A 20338-nucleotide genomic window follows, 5' to 3' on the forward strand; every position below is an offset into this window, starting at 1 on the left:
CAGCATCGAACATCGGGAGATTTCAATGTCTGTAGAAAAAGTTGCGCTTGTCACCGCGGGCGGCTCCGGCATGGGGGCCGCCATCGCGAGAAAACTGGCCCAGGATGGCTACCGTATCGGCGTGCTGTCGTCATCCGGCAAGGGGGAAGCGCTGGCCCGGGAACTGGGCGGTGTGGGCGTCACGGGTTCGAACCAGTCGCATGACGACCTGCGCCGGCTCGTCGATCTGGCGATGGAGAAGTGGGGCCGCATCGACGCACTGGTCAATTCCGCCGGCCACGGCCCGCGCGCGCCCATCCTCGACATCACCGACGAGGATTGGCATCGGGGCATGGAAGTCTATTTTCTGAATGCGGTGCGTCCGGCGCGACTGGTCACGCCGATCATGGAGGCCCAGGGCGGCGGCGCCATCGTCAACATCTCCACGGCCTGGGCCTTCGAGCCCTCCGGGATGTTCCCGACCTCGGCGGTGTTCCGCGCCGGACTGGCGAGTTTCACCAAGATCTTCGCCGACCAATACGCGGCCAGGAAGATTCGCATGAACAACGTGCTGCCCGGCTGGATCGACAGCCTGCCAGAGGTGGCCGAACGCCGCGACAGCGTGCCCATGCAACGCTACGGCAAGGCCGAGGAGATCGCCGCCACGGTGGCCTTTCTGCTGTCGGAGGGTGCGGGCTACATCACCGGCCAGAACATCCGTGTCGATGGCGGGCTTACCCGCGCCGTCTGAGTCTGAACCGGCCTGCATCGACACAGCTTCATGGGCCGAACTGGCATCGACCGCGCAGCGCCCCGGCTCGGGCTTTCGTCATCTGAACCCGTGTTCCGTGGAGACATCTGTGATTGGGACAGCGCTTCCGCCTCGCGGCTTGCAAGCCGCTCGGAATGCGACAGCACGAAAGGTCCGTAGAGGACTACTTCGTATCCTGCCGCATCCCGCCCAGCGCCGCGACCAGATCGTCCAGCATGCGCGCCAGTTCACCCGTCATCAGGGCGAAGTCGGCCTCGAACTGCTCGGCCTCGTTGGCGGCCTGGGCGTCCTGGTGCTCCTTCAGCACGTCCAGGGGCGCGACGCGCTTGATGTCCAGGTTGTCGGTCAGCACGAAGGACACGCGGTCGTTCCAGGTCATGGCCAGGCGCGTGCACTGCTTGCCCGCCTGGACGTGGCGGCGGACTTCGTCCAGCTCGACCGTCTGGCGCACGTAGCGCACGGTGGCGCGCGATTCGCCGGTGGAGCGCAGTTCCGTGTCCTGGTCCACGGTGAAGCCGGCGGGCGGCTCGTCCTCGGACAGCCACAGCGTCATGGCGGCGGCCGGCGACATTTCCACGTGCAGCGGCACGATGGGAAAGGGGGTGAGAGTCTTGGCCAGCAGGCCCAGGACCTCGTCGCTGCGCGCGGTGGCGGCGGCGTCGATGGCCACCCAGCGGTTCACGGTGTCGATCCAGACGCGGGTGTCGTGGGCGATGACGAAGGCGCGCGGCAGCAGCTCCATCGTCATCTGCTCCTTGATCTCCTTCATCTGCTTGCGGCCGGGCTTGTAGCCCTGCTGCTCTTCCATCTGCAGGGCGCGCGCGCGGCTGGCCTGGTTGACGACCGTGGCCGGCAGCAGCTTCTTTTCCGTCTGCAGGCGCAGCAGGATCTGGCCGTGCTGCTCATAGGCCAGGCGGCCGTCCTCGCGTGGAGGCAGCCACCCCGACACCTGGCTGTCCTGGCTGCCGCCGGGCTGGAAGGCGAGCGGCTCCAGGGCCGCTTCGAGATCGGCGGGGCTCAGGGAGGCGTTGGGGGCGAGGCGATAGAGTTTGAGATTCTTGAACCACATGGTCTTTTGTACGGCGGGCCGGCGGGCGGCGGTGAAAAAAGGATTTTGATTGTACGCGGTAAAAAAGAGGCGGTCCCGGCGGGGCGGCGGGCGCCCGCCGGCAGGCCCGGATGCGGCGTGATGGCTCGTCCGGAGGCGCCCTAGCGCGCCAGCGTCCGCGCCCAGTCCTTCAGCCCCGGATGGCGCCGGTCCTTGTCGGACAGGATGGGATCCCGGATCGGCCAGGGAATCGCCAGGTCCGGGCAGTTCCAGGCCAGGCCGCCCTCGTCGGCCGGATCGTAGTAGTCCGTGCACTTGTACTGGAAGATCGCGGCCTCGCTGGTGACGCAGAAGCCGTGCGCGTAGCCGGGCGGGATCCAGATCTGGCGGTGGTTGTCGGCCGACAGCTCCACCGCGACGTGCTGGCCGAAGGTGGCGGAGCGGGGATCGATGTCCACGGCCACGTCGAAGACGGCGCCTGCGATTACCTGGATCAGCTTGCCCTGCGGGCGGGTGCGTTGGAAGTGCAGGCCGCGCAGCACGCCGCGCGCGGAGCGCGAGACGTTGTCCTGCACGAAATCCAGCTCGATGCCGGCCTCTTCGCGGTAGCGGCGGGCGCTGAACGATTCCAGGAAGAAGCCGCGCGCGTCGCCGAAGACTTGCGGCTCGATGACGCGCACGCCGGGCAGGGCGGTATCGGCGACCTTCATCGCCCGCCGTCCTCGCGCGCCAGGGCCAGCAGGTATTGGCCATAGTCCGTTTTGGCCAGCCGCGCGCCGCGCTCTTCGAGACCGGCGCGGTCCAGCCAGCCGTTGTTGAAGGCGATTTCCTCCAGGCAGGCGACCTTCTGGCCCTGGCGGCGCTCGATGGTCTGCACGTAGGTGCCGGCGTCCAGCAGGCTTTCGTGCGTGCCCGTGTCCAGCCAGGCGAAGCCCCGGCCCAGGAGCTTGACGTGCAGGTCGCCGCGCCGCAGGTAGGCGTTGTTCACGTCGGTGATCTCCAGCTCGCCGCGCGCCGAGGGCCGTACTGCGCGCGCGATGCCCACCACGTCGTTGTCGTAGAAGTACAGGCCGGTCACGGCATAGGGGGATTTCGGCCGGGCGGGTTTTTCCTCGATCGACACGGCGCGCCCGGCGGCGTCGAATTCCACCACGCCGAAGCGCTGCGGGTCCGCGACCCGGTAGCCGAAAATGGTGGCTCCCGAGGCCCGCTGGGCGGCTTCGCGCAGCATGCCGCTGAATCCGTAGCCGTAGAAGATGTTGTCTCCCAGCACCAGGCAGACGCGGTCGCCGCCGATGAAGTCCGCGCCGATCAGGAAGGCCTGGGCCAGGCCGTCGGGCGAGGGCTGTACCGCGTAGGACAGGGCGATGCCGAAGTCCGATCCGTCGCCCAGCAGGCGCCGGAATCCCGGCAGGTCGTCGGGCGTGGAGATCACCAGCACGTCGCGGATGCCGGCCAGCATCAGCACCGACAGCGGATAGTAGATCATCGGCTTGTCGTAGATGGGCAGCATCTGCTTGGACACGCCGCGCGTGATGGGATGCAGCCGGGTGCCGGATCCGCCGGCGAGGATGATGCCTTTCATGGGGCGCCTGGAAGAAGCTGGACCAGCCGCCAGTGTAGCGAGGAACAGGGCGGGGCGATGCGGGGATCAGGCGGCGGTTTCCGGGCGGATCGTCGGGATCGGCCCGAGAGGGGACGGACTCGGGTTCGGAGGGCGGGCGCTCCGGCAGGCGCTGGCCGGACAGTCGTCAGAGCCAGGCTTCCTCAGAGCCAGGCTTCCTGTTCGGCCTTGCGGCCTTCGGTCCGCATGGCTTCGCACAGGGCGCGCAGCCCGGCCGGCAGCGCGGGGCGGGCCAGCAGGCGTTCCAGCATCCGCCGGTCATGTTCGTTCAGCGGCCAGGTCTGGGCGGTGGCGGTCCATTCGGCCACGCCCATCCGGTGCGGCGTCCAGGCCAGTCCCCGGGATTCCCAGATCGTTCCGACGGAGCAGGCGATGTCCACGCCCGAAGGGTCCGCGTCCGCGCTGATCCAGGCCGGCGCGGGCGCCAGGCGCAGCAGGCGGGCGACGGCTTCCCGCCAGGCGGCCGGCGGCCGGCCGGGCATCCAGAGCAGGGCCGTGCCGGGCTCCGGGTCGCGCGCCTGGCGCTCGAAGCTGGCGCGGTTCTCGATCAGCCACCAGCGTCGCGGCGCCGTGGCGGCGGTGATCCGCCCCAGATCGGCCAGCGGCAGGCCGACGCAATGCAGATGGTCCAGCGGCATCATGCGTCCCGCTTCCCAGCCCAGGGTCACGTCGCCCGCGATCCAGGCCATCAGGATGAAGCGCGTGATGCGCAGGCGCTCCAGGTCGAAGCCGGCTTCCAGCCAGCGCCAGTCGGCCTCGGACAGCGCCTTGGTGCGGCCGCCGGCCCGCAGGGCGAAATCGCGCCGTGTGCCGGATTCCCCGGCGTCGTGCCAGGCCGCGAGGGCGCGCAGCAGATCCAGCCGCCAGGCGAGCCGATCGGGACCCTGGGTCCGGTCCCCGGCCAATTGCGACAGGGCTCGCTCCAGTTCGTCGAGCAGGTCCGGGTCGGGATCGGCCGCGTCGGCGCGCCAGGCGCGCAGCCAGCTTTCCGCCTGATCGAGCAGCGACTGGCGCGTCTCGGCCCGCCGGCCCGGCCCGGCAACGTCCAGCAGTGTCTGCAGGCGCGGCAGATCGCGCCAGATCAGGGCGTCCCATTGCCAGGCGCCGCCCGTCAGCCGTTCGCACCGGATGATCCAGCCCTGCTCCAGCAGCCGCGCACAGAGGGCTTCCGCGCGTTCGATGCCGGAGGGACCGGCGTCCTTGATCAGCGCGCCGCGAGTCCGCCTGAGTGCATCGTGGCGCACCCAGCGGCGCAGCAGGTCGCACAGATCCTTGTCGAGCAGAGGCAATGCCTCCGGGACCGGCGCGTCCGCGCGGCGTTCGCGCCGGGTCCTGTTCCTGGCCTCGTCGATCCAGCCGGGGGGTTCCATGGCGCGCGCCTCAGACCGCCGCTTCCGCCCGCCGCTGCAGCACGCCGATGGGCGGCGCCCAGCGCGCGTCGCGCGGCTTCTTGGACGTGACCAGGGTGATGTCGGCCGGCTCGAAGACTTCCACGTTGTGCGTGATCGGGGTCGTGAGCACGTACTGGGCGCGGGTGGACTTCAGGAAATGGCCGACCAGCTGGATGTTGCGCACGTCCAGGTGGGCGAAGGGCTCGTCGATGAAGACGAAACCGCCGGACATGTCGTCGTCCTTGAGCAGGCCGACCAGCAGGATCAGGGACTTGATCACCTGCTGGCCGCCCGAGGCTTCGCCGTCGTTCAGGCCGATGCGGCCCTTGCCGTCGAAGTTGAAGCCGACCTTCAGCTCGGCCTGGCGCAGCACGGTGTCGTCGTTGTCCAGGTGGGGCAGTTCCGCGACGACCTCGACGCCGGCCAGGGCGCCCAGCTCGGTGATGTTCTTGCGGTAGCGGCGCACCGTGGCGCGCAGTACGTCGATGTAGCGTTCGCGGGCGTTGCCCACGGCCGTGGCCGCCGCCGCGTTGCGCGCCTTGCAGGTCTCCAGGCGGGCCGTCTGGTCGCCGACCGTGGCCTGCATCAGGAGCAGTTTTTCCTCGACGGTGGCGTCGGTTTCCCATTCGCCCGCGGCCAGTTCGTTGTCGATGTTCTCGGCGCGCAGCCTGGCCTGCGTGGCGTTCTGGTAGTGTTCGATCAAGACGCGGCGTTTTTCGGCGGTGATCCAGCGCGCCGGGAAGCGCCGTTTCTGAGCCTGGGACGCCGCCGCCCGGCCGCGCAGTTCCTGGCGGCGCGCCTGCCAGTCGCGTTCGGCCCGCTCGGCGTCTTTTTCGGTGTCGGACAGGCGCCGCCGCAGGCTTTCGTAGCGGGTTTCCGCATGGGCCTGTTCGGTGACGGCTTTCTTGTGCGCTTCCTGCAGGGACTGCCACCGTTCACCGGCCTCGATGCGGGCCTGTTTCAGGGTGGGCCACTGACGGCGCGCCTGCTCGAAGGCTTCGCTGTCCCGGATGAGCGCTTCGGCGGCGCGATGGCCTTCGCCGGCCCGGCGCGCCGCGTCCAGCTCGCGTTGCAGCGTTCTCTGCCGCTGGGCGAGTTCCGTCAGCTGTCCGTCCAGCTGGGCCAGTTGCCGCTGCAATGCTTCGGCGCGCGCCGTCAGCGCGGCGGCGCCGAACTGATGTTCGGCTGGATCGACCCAGACGCTGCGTCCGCCCCGGCGGTCGCGCCAATAGGCCTGGGGCGTGATCCATTCGCCGCCCGCCCGGGCGCCGGCCTGGGTGTCGGCGACCCGGCGGATCTGCGCCAGCTGATGCAGCAGCCAGCCGGGCGCGGTGCCGGAAAAGCGCAGGACGGCCAGCAGGCTGTCGGGCGGCGGCGCGGCGGGGGCGTGTTCGGCCTCGGCCACCAGGTAGTGGCGATAGCGTTCCTTTTCCGCCAGGGCCATGGCCTGGCCTTCGTCCCTGGGGTCGTCCAGCACCACCACCCAGCGCGCGGCGCGCAGCACGCCTTCGGCGGCGGCGCGCCAGGTATCGTCCGTGATTTCGATGACGTCGGCCATCAGGTGGTGGCCGATGTCGCGCTGGCGCAGCGTGCGCTGGAAGCGCTGGACCTCGGGCGGCGGCGGCGCCTGGCGGCAGCCCTGCAGGCCGTCCAGGGCCGACTGGATCCGGGCGCGCTGATCGTTGGCCGCATGCCAGCCGCGGTCGAGCTCGGATTTTTGCGATTCCAGCTCGCGCACGCGTTCGGACAACTGGGCTGCGTCGCCTTCGATGGCCGCCAGTTTTTGCAGTGCCTCGGCTTGCTTGACCAGGTCTTCGACCGGCCGTTCGGCATCTCGGGTCTGCTGCAGGGCGGCTTGCGCCGCGTCCTTTTGCCGTTCCAGGTCCTGGACGCGATCCTGGGCGGCCTGCCGGGCTTCCAGCAGGCGCAGCAGTTCGGTCCGCTCCTGGGTGCGCTGGCGTTTCTGCGCCGCGTGCTGCAGGCGCTGGCGGTGCAGTTCATTCAAACCGGCGGCGACGCCGCGCCGATCTTCGTGCCACTCCAGTACCGGGACGACCTCGGTCGCCAGTTCCTCGCGTTCGCGCAGCTTGATCTGGTACTGGCGGTACTGGGTGACGCGGGCTTCGAGTTCGGCCAGCTGGGCGCGGCCGTGCGCCAGGTCGCGGTCGGCCGCCTCGGCCTCGGCTTCCTGCTCGCGCAGGTGGCGCCGGGCCTCTTCGTAGCGGTCCAGCACTTCCTGGTCGCCGAACACGTCGAAGACCAGGCGCAGCAGTTCCTTGGGCGAATATTCGCACAGCCGGTCGGTCTGGCCCTGTTCCAGGGCCAGCACGCGGGCGATGGCGCGCGACAGGCCGGCGCCCTCCAGGCGCTTGCGCCAGTGCTCGATGCCCAGCCAGTCCTTGTCCGGCGCCTGGATCAGGGTTTCGACGGGCACGTCGCCGTCGGCCATCAGGTAGCGGCGCTGCCAGTCGCCGCCGTTGCGGTCGATGCGGCAGGCCAGCGTCACCTGGTCCGCGTACAGCAGGTTGCGCGCGAACGGCCGGCTGGAGGTCTGGCGGCCGTGCGGCCGGTTGTCCACCACGGCGCGCAGCCAGGTCGTGTCGGCGTTGGCGTGGCGCGCGTAGGTCTTGTAGTTGCGTCCGCCCGAGCAGTCCAGCCCCAGCAGGGTGCGCATGGCGTCGAGCAGCGTCGTCTTGCCCGAGCCGTTGGGACCGGCCACGGTGATGATGGCGCCGTCCAGCGGCAGCGTCAGGCGCTGGCAGTAGTCCCACTGCAGCAGTTCCAGGGATTGCAGGTGAAACATCAGTCCTCGTCCTTCGCGTGCGGATCGGCGCCGGATGGCGGTCCGGCGGTTTCTTTGGCGGCTGCGTCCGGATCATCGGCGGCCGGCGCGGCGCAGTCTTCCGGGGCCGCCGTGTCCGTGTCCGCCTTCGCTTCCGCTTCCGCCCGCTGGCGCGTGCGCGCCAGCACGTCGCCCAGCGCGCCTTCCAGGATGCGCGGCGCCAGCGCGTCGTAGTCCAGCAGCAGGTCCAGCAGCGGCCCTTCGCCGATCTCGTCGCCCCGGCGCTGGATGAATCCCAGGGTCTCCAGGCGCTTCAGGTTGCCGTCCATGCGGGTCTTGCGGCCCAGCTGGGGGCCGAAGTCGGCCAGCAGCGCCTTGTAGGACACCGTCGGGCTGACGCTGGCCGCACTGGGCAGCGGGCGTTCGGCGGTGAACATTTCCGTCTGGCCCCCGGTGTCCGCCGTCGCGGCGCGGGCCGCCTGGCGCTCGCGCTTGGGCAGCACGATCAGCGACCACAGCAGCACCAGCAGCGAGACCGCGTCGCGCGGCAGGTGGGCGTTGTTGTTGGCGTTCAGTCCGGTCTCGCCGAACACCGCGGTCTCGGCGCCGCGCAGCAGGGCGACGCAGACGTGGTCGGCATGGATGTTGTCGACCAGGCGCAGGCCCGTCAGGGCCAGGCGGTCCTGCACGGTCTGCCAGAGCTCGGCGTCGATCAGCGCCCGGCGCACGCGCGGATGCCGCCGGGGCAGCCAGCGGCTGGCGAGCAGTTCGGCGATCAGCAGGGCGGCGTCGTCCAGGGTGTCATGCATGGGGTTCATCCGGTGTATCGGGTTCGAGCGTGCCCGCGCTGATGAGGGCGACGTGGGGATCTTGCGCGGCCTCGAGTTCGGGCCGCAGCGCGGCGTGCCAGGGGGAGCGCGCCAGGTCGCCCGTCAGTCCCCGCAGGGCGCGCGCCTGCGCGTCGCCCAGCAGCGGTAGCAGTTGCATCCGGTAGGCCGCCTGGGCGTAGCGGCCGCCCAGCACCGCATCCGTGACGGGGCGGGCGGGCGGCGGCGCGCCGGCGGGCGCGGCCTCGGTCCAGCGGGCCAGTTGTCCGATCAGGGCTTCCAGCTCCTCCGGCATGCGCAGGGCTTCCAGCGTGCCGGGCTCGGCCTGCGCGGCCGGAGGCAGGCCCTGGGCACGCCCCGGATCGGGCCGGTCGCGGTCGAATTCCGCCTCGGCGACGTCCACCAGCTCGTGGCCGCTGACGAAGACGGGATGGAGGCCGGCGGACAGGGCGTCGCCCAGCAGTTCGTGCAGGCCGCCGCGCGCCTGCAGCCATTGCCGGACGTCGGAACTGGTGATGCCGGTGCTGCCCAGCGTGATGCGCTGGCGGTCGGCCTGCTGCAGCGCGCGCGTGAACTGGCTGGCCATGGACAGCAGGCGCGCCTGTCCGCGGCCCAGGGCGCGCGCCTCGCGCTCCAGGCGCGGATCGTCGTGGTTGCCCCGGATCAGCGCCGTCAGGGCTTCGCCCGCCCGTTCGACCAGTTGCAGGGCGCGCTCGAAGCGCGGCTGGGCGTCCCGCAGGCGGGCTTCCGAGCCGCTGGCGATGACGTCGGCGAATTCGTCGTGGCGCCGCGCCAGCTGGGCGTGCAGGTGCTGGATCTGGCCGGCGTCGGACAGGCCCAGCGCCTGGGCGCCGGCCACCTGGGCCAGCAGGGCCGCCATGTCGTCGTCCTCGCCGGCGCCGCGCGCCAGCGGCGCCAGCAGTCCCTGCAACCGCTGGGCCAGCGCGGACAGGTGGTAATCCTGGGCGGTGGCGTCCCAGACCAGCAGGTCCAGGTCGCGCAGCCGTTTGAGTGTCGCGTCCAGGGCCTCGGGCCGGAGGCTGAAGAACAGCTGGTTCAGGTCGTCGCGCTGCAGCCGGCCCTGGGGCAGGGCGGCCAGTTCCAGGAACACCCACAGGCGCAGCCGGGCCGTCGCCTGGCCGCCGGAGAGCAGGCCGCGCAAGGCGTCCAGCAGGTCCAGCCGCTGCCCCAGCAGCCAGGCGAGCGGCGCTTCGGCCGCGAGCGAGGGGTCGCGGAAATGGCTCTCGAACGAGCCGGTTTCTTGTTCTTCGAGGGGAGGCTGAAAATCCATGACGGGGCCAGGCGCGATCGTTCGCCAGGGGATGGGGTGGGTGGCCGGTCGGCAGCCGTAAAATGTACCACGCGCGCCGGGCTGGCCGGCGGCCGAACGATGATCGAAAGGAAAGCGCGATGTGCGGTTTGGTGGGGTTTCTGGGAAGCGGCCGTTGGCGCGACACGCGCGAGGCCGCCGCCGTCCTGGAGCGCATGGCCGACACCATCGTGTCGCGCGGGCCGGACGATGCCGGCGTCTGGGCCGACGGTTCCGGCGCCGGACTGGCGCATCGGCGCCTGTCCATCCTGGACCTGTCGGCGGCGGGGCACCAGCCCATGACCGGCCCCTCGGGTCGCCACGTGATCGTCTTCAACGGCGAGATCTACAACCACCTGGACCTGCGCCGGGAACTGGAGCAGGCCGGCCTGGCCCCGGACTGGCGCGGCCATTCGGACACCGAGACCCTGCTGGCGGGTTTCGCGGCCTGGGGCGTCCAGGCCACGGTGGGCCGCTGCATCGGCATGTTCGCCTTCGCCGTCTGGGACACCCAGGCGCATGTCCTGACCCTGGGGCGGGACCGCCTGGGCGAAAAACCCCTGTACTACGGCTGGCAGGGCGCCGGGGACGAGGCCTGCTTCCTGTTCGGCTCCGAGCTCAAGGCGCTGCGGGCGCATCCGCGCTGCGCGGCGGAAATCGACCGCGACGCCCTGTGCCTGCTGATGCGGCACAACTACATCCCGGCGCCTCATTCCATCTACCGCGGCATCTTCAAGCTGCCGGCGGGCTGCCTGCTGACGGTGTCGCTCGACCGGCGCGAGCCGCGCGTGGAACCCTACTGGTCGCTGGCGGATGTCGCCGAGGCCGGCGTCCGCGCGCCGTTCGCCGGGTCCGACCGGGAGGCCACCGACGCGCTCGAGGACCTGCTGAAGTCCGCCGTGCGCCAGCAGATGCTGGCCGACGTGCCGCTGGGCGCCTTCCTGTCGGGCGGCATCGATTCATCCACCGTGGTGGCGCTGATGCAGGCCCAGTCCGCGCGCCCGGTCAAGACCTTTTCCATCGGCTTCCACGAGCCGGGCTACAACGAGGCCGAGCACGCCCTGGCGGTTGCCCGGCACCTGGGCACCGACCATACCGAACTGTACGTTACGGCGGAACAGGCGCTGGACGTCATTCCCCGGCTGCCGGACCTGTATTGCGAGCCCTTCGCCGACGCCTCGCAGATCCCGACCTTCCTGGTGTCGCAACTGGCGCGCCGGCACGTCACGGTCTCGCTGTCGGGCGACGCGGGCGACGAGCTGTTCGCCGGCTACGGCCGCTATGTGCGCAACAGCCGGCACTGGGAACGGATCTCGCGCATGCCGCGAAGCCTGCGCATGCTGGCGGCCGGAGGCATCCGCGCGCTGCCGCCCCGGACCTGGGACGCCGTGCTCGGGCCGTTGCGGCCGCTGCTGCCCGGATCGCTGCGCGCCGCGCCCGGCGAAAAACTGCACCAGGGCGCCCGCAAGCTGTCCGCCGAGCGCATCGACGACCTGTACCTGCAATCGATCTCCCGCTGGGAACCCGCAGGCCTGGTGATCGGCGGCCGGGAACCTTCGACCTGCCTGCGCGGGAATCCCCTGCCGCTGGAAGGCCTGGACGGGATACAGCGCCTGATGGCCCTGGACGCGATCACCTACCTGCCCGACGACATCCTGGTCAAGGTCGACCGGGCCGCCATGGGTGTCTCCCTGGAAGGCCGCGTGCCGTTCCTGGATCACCGCGTGGTGGAATTCGCCTGGCGGATCCCGCAGTCGATGAAATTGCGCGACGGCGCCGCCAAGTGGATCCTGCGGCAAGTGCTGTACCGGCACGTGCCCCGTGAGCTGATCGAACGGCCCAAGAAGGGTTTCAGCGTGCCCGTCGGCGACTGGCTGCGCGGTCCGCTGCGCGGCTGGGCGGAAAGCCTGCTGGACGAATCGCGCCTGCGGCGGGAAGGCTTCTTCGATCCCGAACCGATCCGGCGGACTTGGACGGAACACCTGTCCGGACGCCGCAACGCGCAGTACCCCCTGTGGGGCGTGCTGATGTTCCAGGCGTGGCTGGAGAAATAGCCGGGGTGTTTTTGCCTTGGGGCGGCCCGGCGGCCCAGCGGCAAAAAAAACGGCCCGGACGAGGCCGGGCCGTGAGGAGCGTCCGTCCGCGCACACGAAAAGGAGCTCGCGGGGGGCGTGGACGGCGGCAGCCGGCGGCGGGAATGCCCGGGCGGACAAGGGGGAACGAGGCGCCCGGGCGGCCATCGGCGTGCGCAGCCATTCTAGGGCTGAACGCCTGACGGTACTCTGAATCGGCGCTTGTCCGCCAGGACCCGGAAGATCGTGGCGGCAAGATCCGGTTCCGGTGCGGTGCTTACGTCGGAATCGGGCCCGGTGCGCTGACCTGTTTCATCAGATCGTCGTCCCATTTGCCTTCGACCTTGAAATGGCCCGCCGCGCCAAGGTTGAATGCCTCGATCAGATTATGATTCAGATAGGCATAAATCCCCGGTTGCCGGAACGTATAGAGCGCCGCGCCGGCCGACCCGCCCCGGATGAACCACGTTTCCAGATTCAGCGCGGGCGGGTTGTTGAACTTGCCCATTTCCCAGACATAATCCCCGTGCCCGCCGATCAGATGCGGCCGGGTATCCCTGTTCGCGGACGAATGGATGATGAGGACGGTTTCGCCCACTTTCGCCTTCATGGCGTTGGCCCCCGTCAGGGCACCGACTTTTCCATTGAAGACTATGTGGGTGGGAATCAGTCCGTTCATCACCGCCGTCATGTCGCCATAGCCTTCCAGGGCGGTTCCATATTTCTTGTAGTTGCCGTTTTCGTCCTTCGGGATATAAAGATCGAATTCGCCGACCGTATAGACGCGGTCATAGCGCAGCGGGCGGCCATTTTCGTCCTTCAGCCCGTCCCGGGGCAATACCATGACGACGCCGCTCATCCCGGAAACCACGTGCCAGGGCACCATATTGGGCGGCGCGCAGTGATAGATGAATGTGCCGGCCCGAGTCGCCTTGAACCGCAGCGTCACTTGCTCCCCGGGATTGACGTGGGTGAGGTCGCCGCCGCCCAGCGCTCCGGTGGATGCGTGGAAATCGATGTTGTGCTGCTGGGTATTGGTGGCGGGATTGATCAGCGTCAATTGCAGATAATCCCCTTCATGGACCACCATGGTGGGGCCCGGCATCGAGCCGTTGAACGTCATCGCCTGGAGCGTGGTGCCGTTCTCTTCGTCGATGACGACCTCTTTTTCCTCGATGGTCATCGTGAATTCGACCACGCGCGGCGCCGCACGGGTCGCCTGTTCATGTTCCATCACGAAAGGCGGGGGCAGCAGTTTCGGCCGGATGTGTTCGAGCTTTTCAACCGGAATATCGCTGCCCGCATGCTTTTTGGCGCCAGGCTTTCCCGCGTCATTGGTTCCGCTGGCCTGCGCCGCCGTGCCGGGCAATATTTCAACGGCAGCGATGCCGGCCGTGGCGGCGATGGCGCTGTTTTTCAGCCATGTTCTCCGACGGACGTCGAATTCCTGTATTCCTTTCATGAGAACTCCTTGAAGGTCGTGTGATTCTGATCATTTCAGACACATATCGATTCTATTCTTCAAGGGATAATACTCATTGATTATGGTCAATATAAGTGATAGCTGACAGAATACTTAAAAACATAATCCGGAATTCGATGCGGCTGACGTTATTCTTGAAATCATGCCGTAATCATCGGGTATCTGACAAAATGCTTAAAATTCAACCCTGAAGAATATCGGGGAAATTCGCGCATTCATGTCCGTCCTGGCCGGGCATCGTCCGCCAGGGAATTTCCCGGATGATCCGGGCGGAAAATGGGCGCCGCGGATTCGGGCGGCTCAGGGACTCGTCCGGAGGTTCCCTAGGGCACGTTCAGGTCGTTGTGCCGGGTTTCCTTCACGAACAGCAGGCCCACGACCAGCGTCATCACGCACACCGCGATCGGATACCACAGGCCGTCGTACATGTTGCCGGTCGTGGCCACCGTGGCAAAGGCCACCGGGGGCAGGAAGCCGCCGAACCAGCCGTTGCCGATGTGGTAGGGCACGCTCATGGAGGTGTAGCGGATGCGCGTGGGGAACATCTCCACCAGCATCGCGGCGATCGGCCCGTAGACCATGGTGACCTGCAGCACCAGGAAGAACAGCAGCAGCAGCACCATGGTGAAGTTGATCTGGGACGGATCGGCGTAGGCGGGGTAGCCGTGGCTGCGCACCGCCTGGCGCAGTGCTTCCTGCAGCGTCGCGTTGCGGCGGGCGAATTCGGCGCGCGGCAGCGACGTGCCGTCGAAGGAATCGATGCGCTGTTCGCCCACCAGGGCGTAGGCCGTGGTGCCCTCGGGGGCGGGCTGGTTGACGTAATGGACCGAGTGGCTCGCCATGAAGGCCTTGAGCAGGTCGCAGGCGCTGGTGAAGGACGCGATGCCCACCGGGTTGAACTGCAGCGAACAGTCCTTCGGGTCGGCCACGACATAGACCGGGGCCTGGTTCTGGGCGCGTTCCAGCGCCGGGTTGGCGTAGTGCGTCAGGCCCTTGAACACGGGAAAGTAGGTCAGGGCGGCGATCAGGCAGCCCGCCATGATGATGGGTTTGCGGCCGATCCGGTCCGACAGGGCGCCGAACACCAGGAAAAAGGGACAGGCCAGCAGCAGGGCCAGCGCCACCAGGATGTTGGCGATGTTGGCGTCCACGCCCAGCGTCTCGGTCAGGAAGTACAGGGCGTAGAACTGGCCGGTGTACCAGACCACGGCCTGGCCGGCCGTCAGGCCGATCAGGGCCAGCAGGATCAGGCGCAGATTGCGCCAGCGCCCGAAGGCTTCCTTGATGGGCGCGCGCGAGACCAGGCCCTCGCTCTTCATGCGCGTGAAGGCCGGCGATTCGTGCAGGCGCATGCGGATCCAGACCGAGATCACCAGCAGCAGCACGGAGATCAGGAAAGGCACCCGCCAGCCCCAGGCGTCGAAGGCTTCCTGGCCCAGCGTGGCGCGGGTGCCCAGGACCACGACCAGCGACAGGAACATGCCGGTGGTGGCGGTGGTCTGGATCCAGCTGGTGAAGAAGCCGCGCCGGCCCGGCGGGGCGTGCTCGGCCACGTAGACGGCCGCGCCGCCGTATTCGCCGCCCAGGGCCAGGCCCTGCAGCAGCCGCAGCACCAGCAGGATCATGGGGGCGGCCGTGCCGATCGATGCCGACGAGGGCAGCACGCCCACCAGGAAGGTGGACAGGCCCATGATCAGGATCGAGACCACGAAGGCGTACTTGCGCCCGACCATGTCGCCCAGCCGGCCGAACACCAGGGCGCCGAAGGGGCGCACGGCGAAGCCGGCCGCGAAGGTCAGCAGGGCGAAGATGAAGCCCGCCGTGGGATTCAGCCCGGAAAAGAAATGCTGGGCGATGACGGCCGCCAGGGAACCGTAGACGTAGAAGTCATACCATTCGAAGACGGTCCCCATCGAGGACGCCAGGATGACGCGGCGTTCCTCGTGGGTCATGGGACGGTTGGTTTCGTCCATGGCATCGTGCGGCATGGGGCGGGCTCGGTTCATGTGCGGGTCCTGGGCACGTCGTCGCGGGGGAAGGAAACTCGCAGCCGGGTGCCGGCGCTGACCGGGTCGCGGTGGTTGCCGGGCGGCAGGAAGGCGATGGTGGCATGGTGGTGTTCGGCGACTTCGCGCACGATCGCCAGGCCCAGGCCGCTGCCTTCGGCTCCATGACCGAGGATCCGGTAGAAGCGGTCGAAGACCCGGGATTGTTCTTCGGGCGGGATGCCCGGGCCCGAGTCCTGGACTTCGAGGCAGACCCGGTCGCCCTCGGGCAGGGCGCGCACGGTGACCTGGCCGCCCTGGGGCGTGTAGAGCAGGGCGTTGTCGATCAGGTTGTTCAGCAGCTCGCGGATCATCACCGCGTTGCCGAAGATCGGCAGGGGCTCGCCGGGCGATTCGAAGCCCAGGTCGATGCGGCGCCGCAGGGCGGTCTCGACCCATTCCAGGGTGCAGGTCTCGGCCAGCGGCAGCAAGTCCAGCAATTCGGTGGTGCGCGGCTGGGTGGGGTCGATGGATTCCGCCCGCGCCAGCAGCAGCAATTGGTTCACCAGCCGGGTGGCGCGCTGGGATCCAGTGATCAACTGCTGCAGGCTGTCGCGGATGCGCTCGGGTTCCTGCTCGCGCAAGGCCAGTTCGCATTGGGTGCGGATGCCGGCCAGCGGGGTCTTCAACTGGTGGGCGGCGTTGGCGACGAAGCGCCGCTGGGACTCGATGGAGTCCGACAGGCGCTGCAGCACGTTGTTCATGGAGGCGATCAGCGGCACGATCTCCGCCGGCGCCAGGTCGTCGCGGATGGGCGACAGGTCGCTGGGCTTGCGCCGCCGCATGAGTTCCTGGAGCAGGCTGAGGGGCTCCAGGCCCTGGGTCAGGCCCAGCCCGGCCAGCATGGCGGCCAGGGGCAGGATGATCAGCTGGGGCGTCAGCATGCCGGTCAGGATCTCCTGCTGCAGCGTGGCGCGCGCCTCGGCCGGCTCCGCCACGACCGTCAGGAAGCCGGTGCCGTCCTGGTCGCGTCCGCCCCAGACGTAGGCCATGCGGATGGACTGGTGGTTCTGGGACGCGTTGCGGAAGCGGATCTGGTCGATGTCGTAGCCCCAGTTTTCCGGGGTGGGAATGCCGGGGTCGCCCGCCAGCAGGTGGCCGTTGGCGTCCAGGATCTGCCAGCTGGTGGCGGATTCGTCCGCGCTGCCGGCCAGCACCGTGCGGGCCGATTCGGACAGCGTCACGCCGCCGGCCAGGCGCTGCTGTTCGACTTCATGGCGCAGCAGGCGCAGGTGGCTCGACAACGTCCGGTCGTAGGGCGAGTTGGCGATGTTCAGGGAAATGAAGTAGGTGATGACGATGCCGATCGACCACAGGACGAACAGCGGCACGATCATCCACAGCAGGATGCGGCCCAGCAGGGTCGCGTGCCGTCGGCGGGGCCTGCGCGGTACCGGATCGGCGAACATGGCGGGGGCGCGCCGTCAGCCGACGGCCGCCGTGTCCGCCGGCACGGCGCGGCTGTCGGGCTCCAGGCAGTATCCCAGGCCGCGCACGGTCAGGATGTGGACGCCGGCCGGCTCGATCTTCTTGCGCAGCCGGTGGATGTAGACTTCGATGGCGTTGGTGGTGACTTCCTCGCCCCATTCGCACAGCAGGTCGACCAATTGGTGCTTGCTGATCATGCGGCCGCTGCGCGACAGGAAGATTTCCAGCAGGCTGGTCTCGCGGGCGGACAGCTCGACGGCGGCGTCGTCGATGGTGGCCACGCGTCCATTCAGGTCGAAGGCGAGGCGCCCGTGGCGCAGGACGGACGCGCGCGCGCCGCCGTGGCGGCGGATCAGGGCGCGTACGCGGGCTTCCAGCTCGCTGAGGGCGAAGGGCTTGGACATGTAGTCGTCGGCGCCCAGGTCCAGGCCTTCCACGCGCTGTTCGATGGAGTCGGCGGCCGTCAGGATCAGGACCGGCAGGGGGGTGCCGCGCTGGCGCAGCTTGCGCAGCACGGACAGGCCGTCCAGGCGCGGCAGGCCCAGGTCAAGGATCAGGAGGTCGAAGGCCTGCAGTTGCAGTGCGGAATCGGCGCTGGAGCCGTCGTTGACGACGTCCACGGCATAGCCTTCGTAGCGCAGCGATCGGGACAGCCCGTCCGCGAGAATGCTGTCGTCCTCGGCAATCAGGATACGCATGGCGGAAATGACATCCAGGGGGAGGCGGGCGCTGAAACGGCCCATACCATGACCATTGTGGCATGCCCGGCCTCGTCAGGTCATCTAGGGTAAACGATGGGCGCGGCGGGGCCGCCTGCGTCCCCGCCGCCCGGTCCCGCCGTTTCTCCGGGACCGGATTGGCATATCTGTATTTCCATACAGTATAATTTAATGCCATAATTTCCCGAACCCCGCCGCAGGCGGACCCGGCCGCCCCGCGGCCACGGTGCCGGCGGCTTGTCACTCACGATAGGAATTCCCCCATGGATGAACGCTCCGGCAAGGCCAACCCCGAACGCGCCAAGGCGCTGGCCGCCGCGCTGTCTCAGATCGAAAAGCAGTTCGGCAAGGGCTCGATCATGCGCTACGGCGACAACCAGGTCGAACACGACATCCAGGTCGTGTCCACCGGTTCCTTGGGGCTGGACATCGCCCTGGGCGTCGGGGGCCTGCCGCGCGGCCGGGTGGTCGAGGTCTACGGTCCGGAATCCTCCGGCAAGACCACGCTCACCCTGCAGGTCATCGCCGAAATGCAGAAGATCGGCGGCACCTGCGCCTTCGTCGACGCCGAGCACGCCCTGGACGTCCAGTACGCCTCGCGCCTGGGCGTCAACCTGGAAGACCTGCTGATCTCCCAGCCGGACACCGGCGAGCAGGCCCTGGAAATCACCGACGCCCTGGTGCGTTCGGGCTCGGTCGATCTGATCGTGATCGACTCGGTCGCCGCGCTGGTGCCCAAGGCCGAAATCGAAGGCGACATGGGCGACTCGCTGCCCGGCCTGCAGGCCCGCCTGATGAGCCAGGCCCTGCGCAAGCTCACCGCCACGATCAAGCGCGCCAACTGCATGGTGATCTTCATCAACCAGATCCGCATGAAGATCGGCGTCATGTTCGGCAACCCCGAAACCACCACGGGCGGCAACGCGCTGAAGTTCTATGCCTCCGTGCGCCTGGACATCCGCCGCATCGGCTCGATCAAGAAGGGCGACGAGGTCGTCGGCAACGAAACCCGCGTCAAAATCGTCAAGAACAAGGTCGCCCCGCCGTTCAAGCAGGTCGAATTCGACATCATGTACGGCACCGGCATTTCCCGCGAAGGCGAGATCATCGACCTGGGCGTCCAGGCCGGCCTGATCGACAAGTCCGGCGCCTGGTACAGCTACAACGGCGAACGGATCGGCCAGGGCAAGGACAACGTCCGCGAATACCTGAAGGAACACCCGGACATGGCCTTCGAAATCGAGAACCGCGTGCGCGAACACCTGGGCATCGCCCTCCGGGCCGTGCCCGCGGCCTCCGCCGCCGATGGGGAATAGGTCCGACGGCGGGTTCAGCACCGTGTCCGGCGGCGATGCCGCATCGCCGGACGGCGATGACCCGTCCCGGCGCGGGTCCGGGGCCAGGCCTGGCTCCGGTTCCGGCCTCAGCCTGAAGGCGCGGGCCGTGGCCTATCTGTCCCGGCGGGAGCATTCCCGCCAGGAATTGCGCCGCAAGCTGTCCGCCTGGTGCGACGATCCCGCCGCCGTCGAAGCGGTGCTCGACGACCTGGCGCGCGAACACTGGCAGTCCGACCAGCGCTACGCCCAGGCCTATGCCCACCGCGCCGCCGCCCGCCAGGGTGCGCAACGCATCCTGGGCGCCTTGCGCCAACAGGGGCTGGCCGACGATCAGCTCGCCGACTTGCGGGACACCCTGCGCGCCACCGAAGCCGAACGCGCGCGCGCCGTCTGGGCGCGCAAGTTCGGCCAGCCGCCCGCCGACCCCCGCGAATATGCGCGGCAGTACCGCTTCATGGCGGGGCGGGGCTTTTCCGCCGATTGCATCCGGCGCCTGCTGGGCCGTTGATCAGCCCGGCGCCCGGATGCCCGGCAGGGTCTCGAAACACGTGCGCCGCGCCTGTTCCAGGAAAGCCTGGACATAGGCGGTTTCAGCGTCTTCGGCGCGGATGCCGGCCTGCAGCGTGCGCCAGATCCCCGACCCCAGCCGGCAGATTTTCAGTCCCGGCAGGTTCCTGTATTCGTCCAGCGCCCAACTGGGCAGCGCCGCCACGCCCCGGCCGCTGGCGACGAGCTGCACGATCATGGGGGTCAGTTCCGCCGTGCGCACGGCGGCCGGCTCGATGCCGGCCGGATCCAGGAAGGCCGTATAGACGTCCAGCCGGGTCCGGTCGACCGGGTAGGTGATCAGGACCTGGCCGGCGAGATTCTCGGGCCGGATCCGGTCGGCCGCGCCCAGCGGTCCCCGGCTGGAAACCGCCAGCACTAGTTCGTAGGCGAACAGCGGCGCATAGTCCACCGATTCCAGCGGTTCGGGGTCGGAGGTGATCACCACGTCCAGGTCGCCGCGCGCCAGGGCGGGCAGGGGGGCGAAGGAAAACGCCGCCGTCAGGTCCAGCGAGACTTCCGGCCAGTCCTTGCGGAACGCGTCCAGCGTGGGCATCAGCCACTGGAAGCAGGAATGGCAGTCGATGGCGACGTGCAGGCGGCCGGCGCGGCCGGCGGCCAGGCGGCGCAGTTCCTGTTCCGCCGCGCGCACGCGCGGCAGCACGTCCTCGGCCAGCGCCACCAGCCGCAGGCCCGCCGTCGTCAGGCGGGCGGGGCGGGTGCGCCGGTTCAGCAGCGGCGTCTTCAGCCGCACTTCCAGGTCGCGCAGCTGATGCGACAGGGCCGACTGGGTCAGGTGCAGGCGCTCGGCGGCTTCCTGCAGACTGCCGCCGTTGCGGATGGCCAGGAGGGTTTCCAGATGACGAAGCTCAATCATGAATTTCTCTCATGTTATCCGTGCAGGATTTGATTTTTTATTTTTTATTTGCCCAGGCAGAATGTCATTCATTGAATAATTTTAATGTTATCAGGATTA

The 20338-nt window shown here is 68.7% G+C and carries 16 protein-coding genes; 4 read left to right on the top strand and 12 right to left on the bottom strand.

Annotation, left to right across the window (positions count from 1 at the left end; translation table 11 throughout):
- The first annotated feature begins 25 nt into the window (after positions 1 to 25).
- Complete coding sequence (locus ACFO27_RS13900; protein WP_376817852.1) at positions 26 to 730, top strand: SDR family oxidoreductase; 705 nt, start codon at positions 26 to 28, stop codon at positions 728 to 730.
- A 184-nt stretch (positions 731 to 914) separates the two neighbouring features.
- On the opposite strand, the gene ACFO27_RS13905 is transcribed toward ACFO27_RS13900, so the two are convergent.
- The 7 genes from ACFO27_RS13905 to ACFO27_RS13935 all read right to left on the bottom strand — a co-directional run bounded on the left by ACFO27_RS13905 (position 915) and on the right by ACFO27_RS13935 (position 9714).
- Positions 915 to 1820, bottom strand: coding sequence for a recombination-associated protein RdgC (locus ACFO27_RS13905; protein ID WP_376817853.1), 906 nt, complete (start codon positions 1818 to 1820; stop codon positions 915 to 917).
- A 140-nt stretch (positions 1821 to 1960) separates the two neighbouring features.
- A complete protein-coding gene (gene rfbC / locus ACFO27_RS13910) occupies positions 1961 to 2509 on the bottom strand; it encodes a dTDP-4-dehydrorhamnose 3,5-epimerase (RefSeq protein WP_376817854.1) in 549 nt (182 codons plus the stop codon).
- On the bottom strand, positions 2506 to 3384 hold the full coding sequence (gene rfbA, locus ACFO27_RS13915) for a glucose-1-phosphate thymidylyltransferase RfbA (RefSeq protein ID WP_376817855.1): 879 nt from the start codon (positions 3382 to 3384) through the stop codon (positions 2506 to 2508). Before rfbA ends, rfbC begins: the two co-directional genes overlap by 4 nt.
- Before the next feature lie 182 nt (positions 3385 to 3566).
- Positions 3567 to 4793, bottom strand: coding sequence for a DUF2399 domain-containing protein (locus tag ACFO27_RS13920; RefSeq protein ID WP_376817856.1), 1227 nt, complete (start codon positions 4791 to 4793; stop codon positions 3567 to 3569).
- A 10-nt stretch (positions 4794 to 4803) separates the two neighbouring features.
- Positions 4804 to 7617 carry an ATP-binding protein gene (locus ACFO27_RS13925; protein WP_376817857.1) on the bottom strand — a complete coding sequence of 938 codons (2814 nt, stop codon included), beginning with the start codon at positions 7615 to 7617 and terminating at the stop codon, positions 4804 to 4806.
- On the bottom strand, positions 7617 to 8405 hold the full coding sequence (locus tag ACFO27_RS13930; RefSeq protein ID WP_376817858.1) for a hypothetical protein: 789 nt from the start codon (positions 8403 to 8405) through the stop codon (positions 7617 to 7619). Before ACFO27_RS13930 ends, ACFO27_RS13925 begins: the two co-directional genes overlap by 1 nt.
- Entirely contained in the window at positions 8398 to 9714 is a 1317-nt protein-coding gene (locus ACFO27_RS13935; RefSeq protein ID WP_376817859.1) for a hypothetical protein, read from the bottom strand. The genes ACFO27_RS13930 and ACFO27_RS13935 overlap by 8 nt, the downstream gene beginning before the upstream one ends.
- A 119-nt stretch (positions 9715 to 9833) precedes the next feature.
- Here ACFO27_RS13935 and asnB point away from each other — a divergent pair, with 119 nt between their 5' ends.
- Positions 9834 to 11786, top strand: coding sequence for an asparagine synthase (glutamine-hydrolyzing) (gene asnB, locus ACFO27_RS13940; RefSeq protein ID WP_376817860.1), 1953 nt, complete (start codon positions 9834 to 9836; stop codon positions 11784 to 11786).
- A 295-nt stretch (positions 11787 to 12081) separates the two neighbouring features.
- Here asnB and nirK read toward each other — a convergent pair whose 3' ends face one another.
- The 4 genes from nirK to ACFO27_RS13960 all read right to left on the bottom strand — a co-directional run bounded on the left by nirK (position 12082) and on the right by ACFO27_RS13960 (position 17458).
- Positions 12082 to 13266 carry a copper-containing nitrite reductase gene (nirK, locus tag ACFO27_RS13945; protein WP_376817861.1) on the bottom strand — a complete coding sequence of 395 codons (1185 nt, stop codon included), beginning with the start codon at positions 13264 to 13266 and terminating at the stop codon, positions 12082 to 12084.
- 344 nt (positions 13267 to 13610) lie between these two features.
- On the bottom strand, positions 13611 to 15275 hold the full coding sequence (locus ACFO27_RS13950; RefSeq protein WP_376818067.1) for an MFS transporter: 1665 nt from the start codon (positions 15273 to 15275) through the stop codon (positions 13611 to 13613).
- Positions 15276 to 15289: 14 nt separating this feature from the next.
- Complete coding sequence (locus ACFO27_RS13955) at positions 15290 to 16741, bottom strand: sensor histidine kinase (protein ID WP_376817862.1); 1452 nt, start codon at positions 16739 to 16741, stop codon at positions 15290 to 15292.
- A gap of 15 nt (positions 16742 to 16756) precedes the next feature.
- Positions 16757 to 17458, bottom strand: coding sequence for a response regulator (locus ACFO27_RS13960; protein ID WP_376817863.1), 702 nt, complete (start codon positions 17456 to 17458; stop codon positions 16757 to 16759).
- Positions 17459 to 17742: 284 nt separating this feature from the next.
- Here ACFO27_RS13960 and recA point away from each other — a divergent pair, with 284 nt between their 5' ends.
- Positions 17743 to 18795, top strand: coding sequence for a recombinase RecA (gene recA, locus ACFO27_RS13965; RefSeq protein WP_376817864.1), 1053 nt, complete (start codon positions 17743 to 17745; stop codon positions 18793 to 18795).
- Complete coding sequence (gene recX / locus ACFO27_RS13970) at positions 18785 to 19324, top strand: recombination regulator RecX (protein ID WP_376817865.1); 540 nt, start codon at positions 18785 to 18787, stop codon at positions 19322 to 19324. The genes recA and recX overlap by 11 nt, the downstream gene beginning before the upstream one ends.
- On the opposite strand, the gene ACFO27_RS13975 is transcribed toward recX, so the two are convergent.
- Positions 19325 to 20239, bottom strand: coding sequence for a LysR family transcriptional regulator (locus ACFO27_RS13975; RefSeq protein ID WP_376817866.1), 915 nt, complete (start codon positions 20237 to 20239; stop codon positions 19325 to 19327).
- Positions 20240 to 20338: the final 99 nt, after the last annotated feature.

It is taken from the genome of Castellaniella denitrificans, from assembly GCF_042653765.1.
GTDB lineage: Bacteria > Pseudomonadota > Gammaproteobacteria > Burkholderiales > Burkholderiaceae_B > Castellaniella > Castellaniella denitrificans.